14 protein-coding genes are annotated in these 16,317 nt (G+C 62.8%); 5 read left to right on the forward strand and 9 right to left on the reverse strand.

Annotated features, from left to right (window positions below; all coding sequences use genetic code 11):
- The first annotated feature begins 44 nt into the window (after positions 1-44).
- Positions 45-1,172 (forward strand): ABC transporter permease, encoded by a 1,128-nt coding sequence (locus CTATCC11996_RS21060; RefSeq protein WP_034349889.1) that lies wholly within the window; start codon positions 45-47, stop codon positions 1,170-1,172.
- Between the two features lie 89 nt (positions 1,173-1,261).
- Positions 1,262-1,522 carry a hypothetical protein gene (locus CTATCC11996_RS21065; protein WP_003080206.1) on the forward strand — a complete coding sequence of 87 codons (261 nt, stop codon included), beginning with the start codon at positions 1,262-1,264 and terminating at the stop codon, positions 1,520-1,522.
- A gap of 95 nt (positions 1,523-1,617) precedes the next feature.
- Here CTATCC11996_RS21065 and CTATCC11996_RS21070 read toward each other — a convergent pair whose 3' ends face one another.
- The 5 genes from CTATCC11996_RS21070 to CTATCC11996_RS21090 all read right to left on the reverse strand — a co-directional run bounded on the left by CTATCC11996_RS21070 (position 1,618) and on the right by CTATCC11996_RS21090 (position 8,770).
- A complete protein-coding gene (locus CTATCC11996_RS21070) occupies positions 1,618-2,814 on the reverse strand; it encodes an acetate/propionate family kinase (RefSeq protein WP_034349944.1) in 1,197 nt (398 codons plus the stop codon).
- Between the two features lie 71 nt (positions 2,815-2,885).
- Positions 2,886-4,007 carry a bifunctional enoyl-CoA hydratase/phosphate acetyltransferase gene (locus tag CTATCC11996_RS21075; RefSeq protein ID WP_003080215.1) on the reverse strand — a complete coding sequence of 374 codons (1,122 nt, stop codon included), beginning with the start codon at positions 4,005-4,007 and terminating at the stop codon, positions 2,886-2,888.
- The gene (locus tag CTATCC11996_RS21080; RefSeq protein ID WP_003080217.1) at positions 4,004-6,322 is read right to left on the reverse strand and encodes a DUF3141 domain-containing protein; all 2,319 of its coding nucleotides are present in this window, start codon (positions 6,320-6,322) and stop codon (positions 4,004-4,006) included. Before CTATCC11996_RS21080 ends, CTATCC11996_RS21075 begins: the two co-directional genes overlap by 4 nt.
- A 183-nt stretch (positions 6,323-6,505) precedes the next feature.
- Positions 6,506-6,979 carry a phasin family protein gene (locus CTATCC11996_RS21085; RefSeq protein ID WP_003080220.1) on the reverse strand — a complete coding sequence of 158 codons (474 nt, stop codon included), beginning with the start codon at positions 6,977-6,979 and terminating at the stop codon, positions 6,506-6,508.
- An 87-nt stretch (positions 6,980-7,066) separates the two neighbouring features.
- Complete coding sequence (locus tag CTATCC11996_RS21090; RefSeq protein ID WP_003080223.1) at positions 7,067-8,770, reverse strand: PHA/PHB synthase family protein; 1,704 nt, start codon at positions 8,768-8,770, stop codon at positions 7,067-7,069.
- 356 nt (positions 8,771-9,126) lie between these two features.
- On the opposite strand from CTATCC11996_RS21090, the gene CTATCC11996_RS21095 reads away from it, so the two are divergent.
- From CTATCC11996_RS21095 to CTATCC11996_RS21105, 3 genes are all read left to right on the forward strand, one after another.
- A complete protein-coding gene (locus CTATCC11996_RS21095; protein ID WP_003053459.1) occupies positions 9,127-9,372 on the forward strand; it encodes a type B 50S ribosomal protein L31 in 246 nt (81 codons plus the stop codon).
- 173 nt (positions 9,373-9,545) lie between these two features.
- Complete coding sequence (locus tag CTATCC11996_RS21100; RefSeq protein WP_003080243.1) at positions 9,546-11,273, forward strand: hypothetical protein; 1,728 nt, start codon at positions 9,546-9,548, stop codon at positions 11,271-11,273.
- Positions 11,270-12,643 carry an MATE family efflux transporter gene (locus CTATCC11996_RS21105; RefSeq protein WP_003080245.1) on the forward strand — a complete coding sequence of 458 codons (1,374 nt, stop codon included), beginning with the start codon at positions 11,270-11,272 and terminating at the stop codon, positions 12,641-12,643. The genes CTATCC11996_RS21100 and CTATCC11996_RS21105 overlap by 4 nt, the downstream gene beginning before the upstream one ends.
- Here CTATCC11996_RS21105 and phoR read toward each other — a convergent pair.
- From phoR to pstB, 4 genes are all read right to left on the reverse strand, one after another.
- Positions 12,640-14,016, reverse strand: a complete 1,377-nt coding sequence (gene phoR, locus CTATCC11996_RS21110; protein ID WP_003080247.1) for a phosphate regulon sensor histidine kinase PhoR — start codon at positions 14,014-14,016, stop codon at positions 12,640-12,642. The two genes, CTATCC11996_RS21105 and phoR, sit on opposite strands and share 4 nt — an antisense overlap.
- Positions 14,017-14,103: 87 nt before the next feature.
- Positions 14,104-14,799, reverse strand: a complete 696-nt coding sequence (phoB, locus tag CTATCC11996_RS21115; protein WP_003080249.1) for a phosphate regulon transcriptional regulator PhoB — start codon at positions 14,797-14,799, stop codon at positions 14,104-14,106.
- A gap of 18 nt (positions 14,800-14,817) precedes the next feature.
- The gene (gene phoU, locus CTATCC11996_RS21120; RefSeq protein ID WP_003067322.1) at positions 14,818-15,519 is read right to left on the reverse strand and encodes a phosphate signaling complex protein PhoU; all 702 of its coding nucleotides are present in this window, start codon (positions 15,517-15,519) and stop codon (positions 14,818-14,820) included.
- Between the two features lie 10 nt (positions 15,520-15,529).
- A complete protein-coding gene (gene pstB / locus CTATCC11996_RS21125) occupies positions 15,530-16,306 on the reverse strand; it encodes a phosphate ABC transporter ATP-binding protein PstB (protein ID WP_003080251.1) in 777 nt (258 codons plus the stop codon).
- Positions 16,307-16,317: the final 11 nt, after the last annotated feature.

Below are 16,317 nucleotides of genomic sequence, written 5' to 3' on the forward strand. Positions count from 1 at the left end.
GTTCAAAGCATCTTCTGCTTCACGGCACATCTTGGATTTTTGCGATGTTGCATAGTCTGAAAAATATCTGGCGCCTGGGCGTCAAGGAACTGTGGAGCCTGTGGCGCGACCCGGTGATGCTGGTGCTCATCGTCTACACCTTCACGGCCTCGGTGTACACCGCGGCCACGGCCATGCCCGATACGCTGCACAAGGCGCCGATTGCCATCGTCGACGAAGACCAGTCGCCACTGTCCGCACGCATCACCTCGGCGTTCTACCCACCTCAGTTCATGCCGCCGCAGATGGTGGATTTCAGCCATGTGGATCCCGGGCTGGATGCAGGCGACTTCACCTTCTCGCTGACCATTCCTCCCAACTTCCAGCGCGATGTGCTGGCCGGCAAAAAGGCCGAGCTGCAGCTGAACGTGGATGCCACCCGCATGAGCCAGGCGTTCTCCGGCAGCGGATATGTGCAGCAGATCGTGCTGGCCGAAGTCAACGAGTTCGTGCAGCGTCACCGGGGAGGCAGCGCACTGCCCGTGGACCTGGAGCTGCGCGCCCGCTTCAACCCCGGACTGAACAAGATCTGGTTCGGCGGGCTGATGCAGATCATCAACAACGTCACCATGCTCTCCATCATCCTCACGGGCGCGGCGCTGATCCGCGAACGCGAGCACGGCACCATCGAGCATCTGCTGGTCATGCCCGTGACGCCTACCGAGATCATGCTGGCCAAGGTCTGGTCCATGGGCGCCGTGGTGCTGCTGGCGGCAGGCGTCTCGCTCAATCTGGTCGTGCGCGGCGCGCTCAAGGTGCCCATCGAAGGCAGTCTGCTGCTGTTCATGGCAGGCTCGGCCCTGTGCCTGTTCGCAACTACGGCCATGGGCATCTTTCTGGCCACGGTGGCGCGCAGCATGCCGCAGTTCGGCCTGCTGATGGTGTTGACGCTGCTGCCGCTGCAATTGCTGTCCGGCGGCATGACACCCCGCGAATCCATGCCCCAGCTGGTGCAGGATGTGATGCTGTTCGCCCCCACCACGCATTTTGTGGAGCTGGGGCAGGCGATTCTGTATCGCGGCGCCGGCATAGAAACCGTGTGGAAGCCCTTTCTGTGGCTGGCGGGAATCGGCGCAGTGCTGTTCTGGCTGTCGCTGATGCGGTTCAGAAAAACCTTGTCGAGCATGGCCTGAGTTCTGGCCGGGCGCCACGGCAACCATGGCGGGCGTATCGCCTGTTTCTGCTGAAAGTCTTTTTCCTTCCAACTTCAAGGCCTCGACCCATGCCATTCACCATTGAAGAACGCCAATCACTGCTTGTCCTCAAGGGCGTGGGCCCGACGGTACTGAGCCGGCTGGAATCCCTGGGCTACGGCTCATTTGCGCAGTTGCGTCAGGCCAACGCCCTGGACATTGTCGCCAAGGCCTCGGCCCTCACAGGCTCCAGCTGCTGGAAGAACAGCCCTCAGGCACGCGCGGCCATCCAGGCGAGCATCGATGCGGCCAGGCAGCATCCGGCGCAAGAGAGCGAAGCCATTCGGTAAGGCGCGCAACCACCCAGCCGCTGCGTTGGGCCGCCATGAATATCCCCATGGCGTTTCAAGCCCGGCCGGCCGCCACCCGATGCGCGTCAAAAAGACTATGAGTGCGCGAGAAGCCGCACCGTATCGCGGGCGGCCACCCACTCCTCATTCGTGGGCTCAACTCCCACCAGTACCCGGCTGTCTGCAGATGAAATGACCGGTGCATGGGCTGCATTGGCCTGGTCATCCAGCCCCAGGCCCAGCCATGCCAGATCGGTGCAGACGCGGCCGCGAATCTCCTCGCTGTGCTCGCCAATGCCCGCCGTGAACACCAGCATGTCCAACCCGCCCAGCGCAGCGACCAGAGAGCCGATCTCGCGCACGATGCGGCGCACAAAGAGGTCCAGCGCGATGCGCGCCCGCTCGCCAGCCTCACCTGAATCCCGGACATGGCGCAGGATCACGCGCGGCTCGGACGAGATGCCCGAGACGCCCAGCAGCCCCGAGTCGTGATAGAGCAGATGCCCCACCTCCTGAAGCGTCAGCTTCTCGATCTCCATCAGATAGAGCACGGCCCCCGGGTCCAGCGCCCCTGTACGGGTGCCCATCATCAATCCGTCCAGGGCCGAGAAGCCCATGGTGGTCGCCATGCTTTGCAGCTGCTGCATGCCGCACAGGCTGGCGCCGCTGCCCAGATGGGCGACGATGGTGCGGCCCCTGGCCCTGTCGCCATGACGCTCGGCCAGCGCGGTTGCCATATAGGCATACGAGAGCCCGTGAAAGCCATAGCGGCGCACGCCGCGCTGCCACCATTCGTAGGGCAGTGGCAGGATCTGCTCCACCTTGGGCAGGCTGTGATGAAAGCCTGTATCGAAGCAGGCAATCTGCACGATGTCGGGGCGCTCGCGCAGCAGGATCTCGATGGCCTCCAGCGCAAACGGCTGATGCAGCGGTGCCAGCGGCACATAGCTGCGCAAGTCTCTCAACACGCCTGCATCGATGCGGGTGGACTCGAAATATTTGCTGCCGCCATGCACCACCCGATGGGCGATCGCCGCCACGGGCCGGCCCTCGAGCCGGGCCGTGATGCGCTCGCGGATGATGCGCAGCGCATCGCGATACGGATGCTCTGCACCCAGCTCGATGGCAAAGGGCTGGACGCCGGTTTCGCCGAAGTCGGGAGCGGGCCCGCCAATGCCCTGCACCTTGCCGTTCCACAGGGGTTTGCGCGGCAGGGGACTGGCGGCCTCGAAGACGGCGAACTTGATGCTCGACGAGCCGCAGTTCAGGACGATGATGACGGACTTGCTCATGTCAGGACCTTTGCCTGCCGACGTGACAGAGACTGCTGCGCTTGCCAGTCCGGTGCCATCGGCCATGATTTTCAGGGCGGCGTCTGCCGGTAGTGATGTGCGAGCAGCAGCGCAATCGCACAGGATGCAATACGGGATTCGCGCGAATCCGCGCGGCTGGTCAGCACGATGGGTACCTTGGCACCAAGCACGATGCCTGCGCTGGCTGCGCCGCCCAGGTACATGAGCTGCTTGGCCAGCATATTGCCGCTTTCCAGATCGGGCACCAGCAGGATGTCGGCCTGACCGGCCACTGGCGAAGCGATGCCCTTGGTGCGCGCGGCCTCGATGGAGACTGCATTGTCGAAAGCCAGCGGTCCGTCCAGCACGCCTCCGGTGATCTGGCCCCGGTCGGCCATCTTGCACAGTGCGGCAGCATCCAGTGTCGCGGGCATGTTGGGGTTGACCGTCTCGACGGCGGCGAGGATGGCGAGCCTGGGCCTTGCCACGCCCAGAACCTGTGCCAGCTCGATGGCATTGCGCGCGATATCGGCCTTCTGCAACAGATCGGGGGCCAGGTTGATGGCAGCGTCGGTGACGATGAAGGGGCGTGGATAGCTGGCCGTCTGCAACACAAAGCAATGGCTTACACGCCTCTTGGTGCGCAACCCGGCACTGCCGGCAACGACAGCCGCCATCAGCTCGTCGGTGTGCAGACTGCCTTTCATCAGTGCCTCGACTTCGCCGCTGGCGGCAAGTCTGGCACCAAGCTCGGCTGCTGCATGACTGTGCGGCACGTCCTCGATGCGCAGGCCCTGCAGCTCGACCCCCTGCGCAAGTGCAACCGCCTCCAGCCTGGCGCGCGGAGCGATCAGGACTGGCTCGATCAGCCCCAGCCGATGCGCATCAAGCGCGGCGGACAGGCTGGTGGCATCGCAGGGATGAACGACCCCCACGCGAACCGGCGGCAGTTCCTTGACAGCCGCCAGCAGCCGGGTCAGGCCGTGATGTGAGGCAACGTCAAGCGGCTGCGCCGCGCCGCCTGATGACATGGACGCCGCTTGCTGCGCGGCTGGCTGCCGGGGCTGTGCATCGTGGGCGCAGAGCAGCGTCAGCGTGCCCGCGTCACGGGAAGCCACGGTAACGCGCAGGCTGTCGCCGACGGCTATGCCCTCAAACGGCTGCTGCGTCATGTCTGGGCTCGGTTGACTCATCGCACTCCTTTCTTGCCGCGTGGGGCGGCCGGTTTACGTCGCGCAGCAGCCGCAGCCCGCTGGGGAGCTGCAGGAGTCTGTACCGGAGCCGGCACCAGCTCGAGAGGCTCCTGGATCCGGGGCTGCTGCGCCAGCACGGCCTGCTCGAACAAGGCCTGCACCTGCTGCAAGGCATGTCTCACGGCATCATCCTGCGCACCAGGCTCCTTATCGATGGCTGCCATCTGGGTAATGGCTTCGCCGGCCTTGCGGATGGTGTCGGCAGGCGTGTTCTTCAGCAGGCCGGGAATGGCTTCGATGGCAGCGCTGCCGCATTGCCTCATCACCAGGGTCTGCTCGCGGATGGCGGCTCGCAGTTCGGCCAGACTCCAGCGCCCAGGCGCCTGCTGCTCCAGCAATTGCGCAGCCAGGTGGTAGTAGCGCTCGTCCACAGCGCGACGCTGGGAGAGCACGCTCAGCAAGCCGCGCAGCGTGGCCTCGAGCACGCCCCCTTGATCCACACTGCTCTTGATCTGTTGCTGCCTGGCCGCCATCAGCGCCAGATGCTCGGGGGTGGAGCCAGGATGCTGGCGCACTGGTGCGCTCTCGCCATAAGCATGCCCAGCCAGCGCCTGCATGAGCGGCGAGCCATAGAGCATGTCGAACCACAGGGCGTAGATATGGTCTCGCCGGTCGCGGAAATCATCGAGAGCGCGATCCAGTGCAGCCGAGCACTGCTGCTGCATATGCAGCCATGGATTGGCCTCATCCACGGGCTGGCGATGTTCGCGTATGTATTGGGCGCTGCTGCGTATCAGGCAAGCCAGCGGGTGCTGGCTGCTCCAGGCCTCGAATTGCAGGCGCATGGGATGCAAGGTCTGCAACCAGTGTGCCGATTGGGAAGTGCTCAGCGCACGCACCCAGGGTTGCCACATGCTGCGATACAGAGCCAGGTTGATGTCGGATACCCTGGCCGCCGCGTCGAAACGGCGATCGGACTCGGGATCGGGCTTGACGATATCGCGCACTTCATCGATGCCGCTGGCACGGATGCTCAGCAGATAAGGATCATGGAGCAGCTTTTGCTCCTGCTTCGTGGCATCGTCAACGCTGGCGCGATAGATGCCTGCCGGCAGCAGATTGATCTGCTCGATGGCACTGGCGAACTTGCGGTGCTGCTTGCTGCCGACGGCGCCCGAAACAAAGATGCCCAGATGACCGATGCTGTCGTGCGTGCTGAAGATGATGGTCTGGTCATGAGCGCGCACGTCGTCGTCGCTGGCGTACAGATCGGTGATCCAGCCCAGAGCCTGGGCCGGCGGCGTGATGTTGTCGCCATAGGAGCAGAACACCAGGATGGGCGAGCGGATATTGCGCAGATCGATGCGCACTCCGTCCGATGTCAGCAACTGGGCCGTCGACAGCCTGTTGCCTATGAACAGATTGTCGACGATGTACTGCATCTCCACATCGTTGAGGAAGACATAGCCACCCCAGTATTTCTCGAAGTCTATATAGCGCTCGGCTTCGGTGTCGGCATTCGCATAGACCTTGTACTGCTTGCTCCAGAGCGTGTTGGCCGGATCGAGCTGCTCGAAGTTCTGCACCAGATGGGCGCCGTCGAAGCGGCCGTTACCCAGATCGCTGGCCAGTGCCGTCATCCAGCTGCCCCCGAGGAGCCCGCCCGAATAACGCATGGGATTGTCTCCGGCCCAGTACGACAGGGGCGCTCCGGCAACAATGATGGGCCCGAACAGCTCGGGCCAGACAGCGGCCGTCATCAGGATCTGCCAGCCCGCCTGGCAGTTGCCGATGACGGCAGGCTTGCCCTCACTCTCGGGGTGAAGCTCGGCCACGCGACGCATGAATGCGGCCTCGGCACGCATCACGTCCTCCACCGTCTGACCAGGTACGGGATCAGGCAGAAAGCCGACGAAGTAGCAAGGGTGACCGGCCTCCAGCGCCGCACCGATCTCGCTATGGGGCTTGAAGCCACCTATGCCCGGGCCATGCCCGGCGCGTGGATCTATCACGACGAATGGACGCTTGGCGGGGTCGGCAGGCCGATCTTCGGACGCCTGAATGCGCACCAGGCCATAGTTGACGGGTCTTGGGAGCTCCAGCCCCGACATCACGAGCTCTGCGGGGAAATGCAGCACGTTGGGCATCCTGGCCTCACGCTGGGTCCGGTACTGGTCGCCCACCTGCCGCTCGATGTCGGCATACAGCACCGCACGTTGAGCGGCATCCACCGCATAGGCCCCGGCGGCCCGCCACCATGCAAAAGGATCAACAGACCCGTTGGTCGACGGACCGACCCCGCTGGGTTTGCTCATGTCTTGCTCCCGAAGTCACAATCTTCTGTCTCAAGAAGATTCAAAAACAATAGCATCCAGCGTTTTATGGGTCACCACAAAACGCCGAAAACATCGGATTTTTTGCAATGGAGAGCCAGCTGATCAGCCGGCCCGCAGGCGGCAGCGTCGCCATCTTGGGCTGAAGCTGCGCCAGCCGATTGCCTACTTCTGAGCTGCTTTGCCGCTCTTGGCCTGAGCGGGGTCCTGAGTGGCCGGAGTCCAGGCAGACAGCCATTGCTTGAAGATGTCCTGCAGTGGCAAAGCAGGCAGATTGGGCGTGCCGTCTGCACGCAGGGCCTCGGCCACAGATTTTTGCCAGGCCTCCAGGGCCTGCTGCAGACCGCTGGCAAAAGCCTGCTGGTTCTTGATCGCGATATCGCTGGAGCTCTTGGCATCGCTCATGCGGTCCTCGAGCCTGCGCATGAAAGTCTCGGCGGGCAGGCTGGCCAGCGATTGCCAGTCTTCGGCACGCAGCAGGCTTTGCAGCTCTGCCGTGGTTTCGCTGATGCCGGTAGCACTGCTGTGCTGCGCCGCCTCCAGCCAGCGATGGCCACTTTCACGCATGAGCTGAGCGATGCGCAGTTGCAGCTCGGCATTGGCCTTGAACAGATTCAGGGGGGTCGCTTGAATACTCATATCGTTCTCCCTATGGTGATGGTGGTGCCTATCGAGAGGCTGGCGGACCGTCCGGCATATCACCGTGACCAAACGGCTTTTGAAAACTCAATGCCCGAGCACGTACTGGCCCGGAGCGTCATACAGGGGCCCGCCGCTCGTGCCGCCCATGCGCGGCGGAGCTATCGGTGTGCCGGATCTGTTTTTGAGCCACTCGTCCCATGCCGGCCACCAGGAGCCCTGGCGCTGCTCGGCCTCTTGCTGCCACTGCTGGGCGACAACGTCCTGCGCGCCGACAGACCGCGTGAGCAACTGGTAGCGGCGTCGCGGATGGCCGGGCTCGCTGACAATGCCGGCGTTGTGGCCGCCACTCGTCAGCACAAAGGTGATTTCAGCCGCAGTGTGGTGGTGCAGCTTGAATACCGATTGCCAAGGCGCTACATGATCGGTGAGCGTTCCCACACAGAAGATGGGCACTTGCAGATTGAGGAGCGAGACCGGCTTGCCATCGACCGGATAGCGGCTTTCACTGAGATCGTTATTCAGAAACAGACGGCGCAGGTATTGCGAGTGCATCCTGGCTGGCATGCGCGTGGCATCGGCATTCCAGGCCATGAGGTCGCTCATCGGTGCCCGCTCGCCCAGCAGGTATTGATTGACCATGCGCGACCACAGCAGATCATGGGAGCGCAGCATCAGGAACGCGCCCGCCATCTGATCGGCGCGCAGATAGCCTTGCTGGGCCATCTGGGCCTCAAGCAGGCTGACCTGTGCTTCGTCGATGAACAGCGCCAGCTCGCCGGGTTCGGTGAAATCGGTCTGCGCGGCCAGCAAGGTCATCGATGCCAGACGCTCGTCTCCATCGCGCGCCATCGCGGCCGCTGCAATGGCCAGCAAGGTTCCGCCCAGACAATAGCCTGCAGCATGTACCTTCTGCCCCGGAACGATTGCTGTGACAGCATCCAGCGCAGCGCGCCAGCCCAGCTCGATATAGTCGTCCATGCCCAGATCTCGATCTCCGGCATCGGGATTCTTCCAGGAGACGCAGAACACCGTATACCCCTGATCGACCAGATACTTGATCAGCGAATTGTGTGGCGAAAGATCCAGGATGTAGTACTTCATGATCCAGGCCGGCATGATCAATACCGGCTCGGGATGGACCTTGTCGGTGGTCGGTGCGTACTGGATCAGCTCCATCAGCTGGTTGCGCAGCACCACCTTGCCAGCGGTGACGGCCACATCGCGCCCCACCTGAAACTCCTCGCAGCCCGCAGGCAGCTTGTTGGTGAGCTGGGCATGCACATCTTCCATCAGGTACTGGAAGCCACGCACCAGATTCGCCCCGCCCTCTTTGGCGGTACGTTCCAGAACTATCGGGTTGGTGGCAAAAAAGTTCGCGGGCGAAAGCATATCCAGCCACTGCCTGCCCCAGAACCCGACCAGACGCTCGTGATGTTTTTCAACACCTGCAACGCCTTGGCTGGCAGCCTGCCACCAGCGTTGCTGGGCGACGAATCCCGCACTCATGACCGTGAACGGCCATTGCTTCCATTCAGGAGCCTGAAAGAGACGTTCTGCCTCCTGCGTCTGTGGCCCGCCATAACAAAGCCTGACCCATTCCTCCAGCGCCAGCCGTGCCAGATCCAGACGCTTTGCCGGGCTGATGGCAAGATTGCCGGCCCAATCCATCCAGGCCTGCCATTGGGACTCGGGGGAAACCGACAGCCACTGCTGTGCCCACATCGCACGCACAGCTTGATCAAGCTGCTGGCTGGAACTGAACTGAGCTTCGGCCTTGCGGTCAACCATAGCGGCCCCTTTTTGCTGCATGGCAATAACGCAACATCTTATGCGCTGCAGAAGTTGTTGCATAGTCACGGCCTGCCCGGAGTTGAGCCACATCAAGCTCCCGCCGCCGCAAGCGCTCCGGCATGCGGCTGCCGGCCCCAAACGCCGGGCTGCTGCAGCGAAAAGAGCTCTGCAGTCTTGCCTGGATCAGGCCTGCCACCGAAGCTGGTGGCCATGGTTTGCAAGCTGAATGCACACCACTGCCCGCTGACGCATGCGGCACTGTTTTCTCATTGTGTGCAATAATGGAGAGCTTTTATGCGGAAAGTACACCGGACAGGCTGGTGCGGCTCCCGCACTTGACCAAAGGAAAGATCATGAAAGAAGGCATTCACCCCAATTACCGCGAAGTTCTGTTCGTTGACATGTCCAACGGCTTCAAGTTCGTGACACGTTCTTGCGTTTCCACCAAGGAAACCGAAAACTTCGAAGGTAAAGAGTACCCTCTGTTCAAGCTGGATACCACTTCTGAATCGCACCCCTTCTACACTGGCACACAAAAGTCGGTGGACAACATGGGTGGCCGCGTGGAGAAGTTCCGCAACCGCTTCGGCAAGAAGTAAATCTTACTTTTTTGCTGAAAAGGCAGCTCGGGCAACCGTGCTGCCTTTTCTTTTTGGGAGCTGCCCCGCGGCATCCCAATGCTCCTATCATCGGAGCACCAAGCGCTCCGAACCCGGGCGCTCTCGCCTGATCAGGCCGTGCAGACTCGCACCGCCGCTACCGGATTGATTGCGTGAACCAGCCCACACCTGCCATCGTTGCCCAAAGCGCCGTGCGCCGACTGCCGCGCTGGGCCCTGCTTTTGCTGTGCCTGGCCTATGTGATTCCCGGCTTTGTCATGCGCGGCCCCTGGCGCTCCAACGACATGGAGGCCTTCGGCTACATGCGCGAGCTGGCACTGGGTCATACCGACTGGCTGTCTCCCACGCTTTCGGGTCTGGCTCCCAGCATCGACGGTCTGCTGCCCTACTGGCTGGGCGCCCTGTCCCTGCTGGGCTTCGAGTGGCTGCTCGGCGCCGAGATGGCTGCGCGCCTGCCGTTCATCGCCTTGCTGATCCTGACCCTGGGAGCCACCTGGTGGGGCGCCTATTACCTTGCACGCACGCCGGGTGCGCAGCCCGTGGCCTTTGCCTTTGGCGGAGAGGCGCAGCTGATCGACTACGCCCGCGCCATGGCCGACGCGGCCTTGCTGGCCCTGGTTGCCTGCCTGGGCCTGGCCCAGCTCTCGCACGAAACCACCAGCTACGTCACTCAGCTGGGCTGCACGGCACTGCTGTTCTTCGCAGCTGCAGCCATGGCCTATCACCCCAGGAAGTCAGCGGCAGCACTGATATTCGGCCTGCTGGGACTGGCACTGAGCGGCGCCCCCACACTTGCCGTGCTGTTCGGACTGGGCGGCAGTGTGATCGCCTTCACCCAGCGCAGCTGGGGCGACAGTCCGGGCCGCTCACACCGCCAGGCACGCATCTGGGCCGCAGCCTGGATGGCCGCCACGGTGCTGGCCGCCAGCCTGACCACCGCACTGGATCAATGGGTCTGGCATCTCGTGGACTCGCTCAAGGACTGGAGCGCACTGCTGCAGCTGCTGCTGTGGTTCTGCTGGCCTGCCTGGCCCCTGGCTTTGTGGACGCTGTGGGTCTGGCGCCGCCAGATTGCACACCCCGGCCACAACCCGCATCTGTCCATCGCCCTGCTGTTTGCCACCGTCCCTGTGGCCGCCTGCCTGAGCAGCACCCCGGCCGATCGCGCGCTGCTGCTGGGACTTCCGGCCATTGCCACCCTGGCCGCCTTCGCCCTGCCCACTTTCCGCCGCAGCATCAGCGCGCTGATCGACTGGTTCACGCTGCTGTTCTTTACGGCATCCGCGATTGCCATCTGGGTGGTCTGGCTGGCGTTTCAGACCGGATTCCCGCCCAAGATCGCCGCCAATATTGCGCGCCTCGCCCCTCAATTCGAAGCAAGCATCTCCTGGCCCACGGTCATCGTGGCGCTGATCGCCACGGCCGGCTGGTTTGTGCTGGTGGTCTGGCGCACCTCGCGCAATCGTGCAGCCATCTGGAAGAGTCTGGTGCTTCCGGCCGGCGGCGCCACACTGAGCTGGGTGCTGCTGTCCACACTCTGGATGGAGCCGCTGGATCATGCTCGCAGCTATGAATTCCAGATGACACAGCTGGGCGGCGAACTCAAGCACAACGGAGCCACAAGCTGCGTGCTGACCTACGGCCTGGGCCGTTCGCAGATTGCGGCCGTGCGCTACTACACCCATGTGAATACGGCGCTATTGCGTCGCAGCAATCCAGGCGACTGCGGCTGGGCACTGGTCGACGCAGACCGTTGGGCGGGCGATCACAATCGCAAGCTGCGTCAAGGCTGGGATGAAGTCAGCCGCATCACCCGTCTGGCAGGTCAGAAGGAAGTCCTGGTACTGCTCAAGTACACCGGCCCCAAAGCCGCGCCATGAAAGGCGAGCTGCAATACATCGGCCGGCATGCAGGTACCGTGCTGGCCGGGCAGCTGGCCGTCATGGCCTTCGGCACCACCGATACCATCGTGGCCAGCCGCTACTCCAACGATGCCGTCGCCGCCCTCTCCGTAGGGTCGGCCATTTTCATCAGTATCTATGCCTCGCTGATGGGTATCTTTCAGGCTCTTCTGCCCTTGTGGTCCGAGCAGCGTGGCGCCGGTCAGCCCCAGGCCATCGGCCATTCTCTGCGCCAGTCCATGTATCTGTGTGCACTGGCCTGTGTGCTGGGCATGACGGTGCTGCTCATGCCCGACGCACTGCTGCGCTGGACCGATGTGCCCGATGCGCTGCAACTGGAAGTCAAGCGCTATCTCGCCGTACTGGCCTGGGGCTTGCCGCCGGCGCTGCTGTTTCGCATCTACAGCGCGCTCAACCAGGCGCTGGGCCACCCCAAGCTGGTCACCTGGCTGCAACTCATCTCGCTGCTGATCAAGATCCCCTTGTCCATCTGGTTCACCTTTGGCGGACTGGGCCTTGCCCCCCTGGGAGCAGTGGGCTGCGCACTGGCCACGCTGCTGGTCAACTACACCATGTTTGCCGTGGCCCTGTGGCTGATGCGCACTCAGGATTTCTATGCTCCGCTGGCGCTTTGGCAGAGGCTGGAGCGCCCTGACTGGCTGCAACTGGGCCGCTTCTGCCGCCTTGGCATCCCTGCAGGCCTGGCCATTCTGGTGGAAGTCACCTCCTTCACCCTCATGGCCCTGTATGTGGCAAGGCAGGGCTCGCTCTCATCTGCCAGCCACCAGATCGCCGCCAATCTGGCCGCCATCTGCTATATGGTGCCGCTGTCTCTGGCCATTGCCACCAGCGCCCGCGTCAGCTACTGGCGCGGCGCCGGCGACGAAGCCCAGGCCAGGACGCTGATTCAACAGTGTTTCAAGCTTGCTCTGCTCATCGGTATTGCGACAGCAGCTACGCTCTTGATCGCTCGCACCTGGATTGCAGACATCTACACCGACTCCCCACGGGTGCTGGCCATGACGTCCTGGCTGCTGATCTGCGTGGCGGCATACCATGTGGCGGACTGCGTGCAGACCTATTGCATTTTCGTGCTGCGCTGCTATCGCGTGACCGTGGCACCTCTGGTGATCTATTGCCTGCTGCTGTGGGGCGGCGGCCTGGGCCTTGGCTATTGGCTGACCTACCGATGGCAGGCAGCCGAAGGCTGGCGGGACTGGCAGGCCACGCCCATGCCCTTGTGGGTTTGCAGCGCGGCAGCCCTGTTTGTCACTGCCATGGCCTTCAGCAGCATTTTGCACAGAGCCATACGCCCCCCAAAGCCGCAGGCCGAGCCTAGTGCCTCCTAATGAGAAAGTGCCTTGGCGGGCACTTCAGCAACCGCCCGCACTCGGCTGGGCGGGAAGGTGACGGCGAATTCCGAGCCCTTGCCCAGCTCACTCTGGATGCTGAGCCTGGCGCCATGCCGCTGCAGCACATGCTTGACGATGGCCAGCCCCAGGCCAGTGCCGCCCGTGTCACGCGAGCGGCTGCGGTCCACGCGATAAAAGCGCTCCGTCAGACGCGACACGTGCTTTTCGTCGATGCCGGGGCCGGAGTCCTTGACGGCAAAGCGGGCCGATCCATCGGGCAGCAGTTGCCAGCGCACATCAATCTGCCCGCCCGCCGGCGTATAGCGCATGGCATTGGCCAGCAGATTGGAAAACGCACTGTGCAGCTCTGCGCTCGCGCCTGCCAGATCTCCGGCCTGCCGCAGTGCCTGCTCATCAGGAAAGTTCAGCACATGGGGTTTGGCCTGCTTGCGCGTCAAGGCATTGGACAGGCCGCGAGCCTCGTTCTCACAGCGATTGAGCAGCTGGGCCACCGACACCCAGTCATTGTTGCTGGGCAGCGGGCTGCCCTCCAGGCGCGACAAGGTCAGCAGGTCCTCGACCAGATGCTGCATGCGCTCGGCCTGCTGGGCCATCAGCTCCAGATAGCGCCTGCGCTCGTCTTCCTCGAGCGGCAGGTTCTGCAGGGTCTCGACAAAACCGGCCAGCACGGTCAGCGGCGTGCGGATTTCGTGGGAGACATTGGCCACGAAGTCACGTCGCATGGCCTCGGCCTGCTCCAGCGCCGTCACATCGCGCGCCAGCAGCAGCTTGCGCCCTTCACCATAGCCGTAGAGCTGCACCGACAGCTTGACCGGCCGCGAAGGCGTGCTTTCGCGCCCCTGCATGACCAGATCATGGCTGAAGTCCTGCGCCGCAAAATAGGCACTGAACTGAGGATCTCGCACCAGATTACCGATGCTTTGCAGCACGTCGCGCTCGGCATCAAAGCCGAACTGCCTGGCAGAAATCTGATTGCACCATTCGATGCGGCCCTGTGCATCGAGCAGCACCACACCATTGGGACTGGCCTGCAAGGCTGACAGAATGTCATTGAGCCGCTGGTCGCCCTGCTGCACCTGCTGCACGCTCTGGCGAATCCAGCGGCGCATGCGCACGCTGGCCTCGCCCCAGATACCAGCCAGATTGGGCACCGCGCCCAGCTCCGACTGACGCAGCCAGTGCAGCAGACGCGCGCCATTCCAGCTGTCCACCAGCCACCATATCCAGCCGCCGATCAAGGCGCCCGTCATGGCCGCCACACATTGCTGCAGCGCCGTCGCAGCAGGTGCAACGAGATAGGCCCACAGCAGCCATACCACCACGGCTGCCGCGAGCTGAGAAGCCAACAATCGAAAACCACGCCACCCCATATTTGCTTTCAGTTGTGATTTTTGACGACCCAGCCAGGCCGGGCCGAGGTTCGGGGGGAAGTACTGTCAGGCCATGGCCTGGGCGCTGAAACGGTAGCCCGCACCGCGCACGGTCTCAATCAGAACACCCGCCACGCCCAGCGATTCTCGCAAGCGCTTGACGTGCACGTCCACGGTGCGCTCTTCAATGAAGACATGATCGCCCCAGACCTTGTCGAGCAACTGCGCACGGCTGTGCACACGCTCGGGGTGCTTCATCAGATAGTTGAGCAGCTTGAACTCGGTGGGACCGATCTTGATCAGATCGCCCTGCCAGCTCACGCGGTGGGCCGCTGCATCCAGCACCAGCTCGCCAATGCTGACCTTGTCCTGCACCTGCTCAGGCGCACGGCGGCGCAGCACGGCACGAATGCGGGCCAGCAGCTCCTGAGTGGAGAAAGGCTTGGTGATGTAGTCATCGGCCCCGGCATCCAGGCCCGCCACCTTGTCAGGCTCGTCGCCGCGCGCCGTCAGCATGAGAATGGGCACGGCCTTGGTGCGGCTGTCGGCACGCCATTTGCGGGCCAGAGACAGACCGCTGGCCCCGGGCAGCATCCAGTCGAGCAAGATCACGTCGGGCAGCACGGCATCGAGCTCGCGCTGCGCCGAAACACCGTCTTCCGCCCAGACGGGCTGGAAGCCGTTATGCCTCAAATTGACCGCGATCAACTCTGCAATCGCAGGTTCGTCCTCCACGATGAGGACCATGGGCATCTTCTTCATCCCTGAGTAGCCTCCGTCTTACAACACCGCAGATTCGATTTCAGCCATGGTCTGATGGCGCACATCCTTGCCCTCGACCAGGTAGATGATCAGCTCGGCCACGTTCTTGGAGTGGTCGCCGATACGCTCGATGGCCTTGGCCAGGAACAGCAGGTCCAGGCTGGCGGAGATGGTGCGCGGATCTTCCATCATGTAGGTGATGAGCTTGCGCACAAAGCCGTCGAACTCTTCGTCGATCAGATCGTCTTCACGCAAGATGGCCACTGCCGCCTTGGTGTCCAGTCGGGCGAAGGCATCCAGGGTCTTGCGCAGCAGCTCGGAAGCCATCTGGGCAGCCATGCGCAACTCGCCGCTGGGCAGCGAACGGGCAGCGCCGCTTTCGATGATGGACTTGACCATACGGGCCATCTTGCAGGCTTCGTCGCCCATGCGCTCCAGGTTGGCTGTGGCCTTGGAGAAGGCGATCAGCAGGCGCAGGTCGCGGGCCGTGGGCTGGCGGCGCGCAATGATGGACGACAGCTCATGGTCGATCTCGACCTCCATGGCGTTGACGCGCTGCTCGGTGCTGATGACCTGCTCAACCGCCTCGGTGCTGAAGCTGGTCAGCGCATAGACGGCATTGCTGATCTGCGACTCGACCAGACCGCCAAGCTCCATGACGCGGGCAGAGACACGATTGAGTTCGGAGTCGAACTGCGTGGACAAATGTTTTTCTGTCATTTTTAAGTCCTTAGCCGAAGCGGCCTGTGATGTAGTCTTCCGTTTCCTTGCGCTGGGGCTTGAAGAACATTTTTTCGGTGTCGCCAAACTCCACCAGATCCCCCAGATACATATAGGCCGTGTAATCGCTGCAACGGGCGGCCTGCTGCATGTTGTGTGTCACGATGACCACGGTGTAGTCGTTCTTCAACTCCGCAATCAGCTCCTCGATCTTGGCCGTGGAGATGGGGTCCAGCGCCGAGCAGGGCTCGTCGAGCAGCAGCACCTCGGGCTTGATGGCAATGCCGCGCGCAATGCAAAGACGCTGCTGCTGCCCGCCCGACAGGCCCGATCCGCTTTGCTGCAGCTTGTCCTTGACTTCATTCCACAGCGCAGCCTTGCGCAGTGCCCACTCCACGCGGTCGTCCATGTCCGAGGCGTTGAGATTCTCGAACAGCTTCACGCCGAAAGCGATGTTGTCATAAATGGACATCGGGAACGGCGTGGGCTTCTGGAACACCATGCCGACCTTGGCACGAATCAGTGCCACATCCTGCTTGCTGGTCAGCAGGTTGTCGCCGTCCAGCATGATCTGACCTTCGGCGCGCTGCTCGGGATAGAGCTCGAACATGCGGTTGAAGGTGCGCAGCAGTGTGGACTTGCCGCAGCCCGAGGGGCCGATGAAGGCCGTGACCTTCTTCTCTGGAATATCGAGATTGATGTTTTTCAGCGCATGAAACTTGCCGTAGTAGAAGTTCAGGTCGCGCACGGCCAGCTTGATGTTGGCGGGAGCAGTGGTTGCAGTCATGATCTTGAACT

The organism is Comamonas testosteroni ATCC 11996, assembly GCF_000241525.1.
GTDB lineage: Bacteria > Pseudomonadota > Gammaproteobacteria > Burkholderiales > Burkholderiaceae_C > Comamonas > Comamonas testosteroni.

Bases quoted from the DNA above. Each gene is read 5' to 3' on its own strand.
- CTATCC11996_RS21060 (WP_034349889.1), top strand. From the start codon at position 45: ATGTTGCATAGTCTGAAAAATATCTGGCGCCTGGGCGTCAAGGAACTG.
- CTATCC11996_RS21065 (WP_003080206.1), top strand. From the start codon at position 1,262: ATGCCATTCACCATTGAAGAACGCCAATCACTGCTTGTCCTCAAGGGC.
- CTATCC11996_RS21070 (WP_034349944.1), bottom strand. From the start codon at position 2,814: ATGAGCAAGTCCGTCATCATCGTCCTGAACTGCGGCTCGTCGAGCATC.
- CTATCC11996_RS21075 (WP_003080215.1), bottom strand. From the start codon at position 4,007: ATGAGTCAACCGAGCCCAGACATGACGCAGCAGCCGTTTGAGGGCATA.
- CTATCC11996_RS21080 (WP_003080217.1), bottom strand. From the start codon at position 6,322: ATGAGCAAACCCAGCGGGGTCGGTCCGTCGACCAACGGGTCTGTTGAT.
- CTATCC11996_RS21085 (WP_003080220.1), bottom strand. From the start codon at position 6,979: ATGAGTATTCAAGCGACCCCCCTGAATCTGTTCAAGGCCAATGCCGAG.
- CTATCC11996_RS21090 (WP_003080223.1), bottom strand. From the start codon at position 8,770: ATGGTTGACCGCAAGGCCGAAGCTCAGTTCAGTTCCAGCCAGCAGCTT.
- CTATCC11996_RS21095 (WP_003053459.1), top strand. From the start codon at position 9,127: ATGAAAGAAGGCATTCACCCCAATTACCGCGAAGTTCTGTTCGTTGAC.
- CTATCC11996_RS21105 (WP_003080245.1), top strand. From the start codon at position 11,270: ATGAAAGGCGAGCTGCAATACATCGGCCGGCATGCAGGTACCGTGCTG.
- phoB (WP_003080249.1), bottom strand. From the start codon at position 14,799: ATGAAGAAGATGCCCATGGTCCTCATCGTGGAGGACGAACCTGCGATT.
- phoU (WP_003067322.1), bottom strand. From the start codon at position 15,519: ATGACAGAAAAACATTTGTCCACGCAGTTCGACTCCGAACTCAATCGT.
- pstB (WP_003080251.1), bottom strand. From the start codon at position 16,306: ATGACTGCAACCACTGCTCCCGCCAACATCAAGCTGGCCGTGCGCGAC.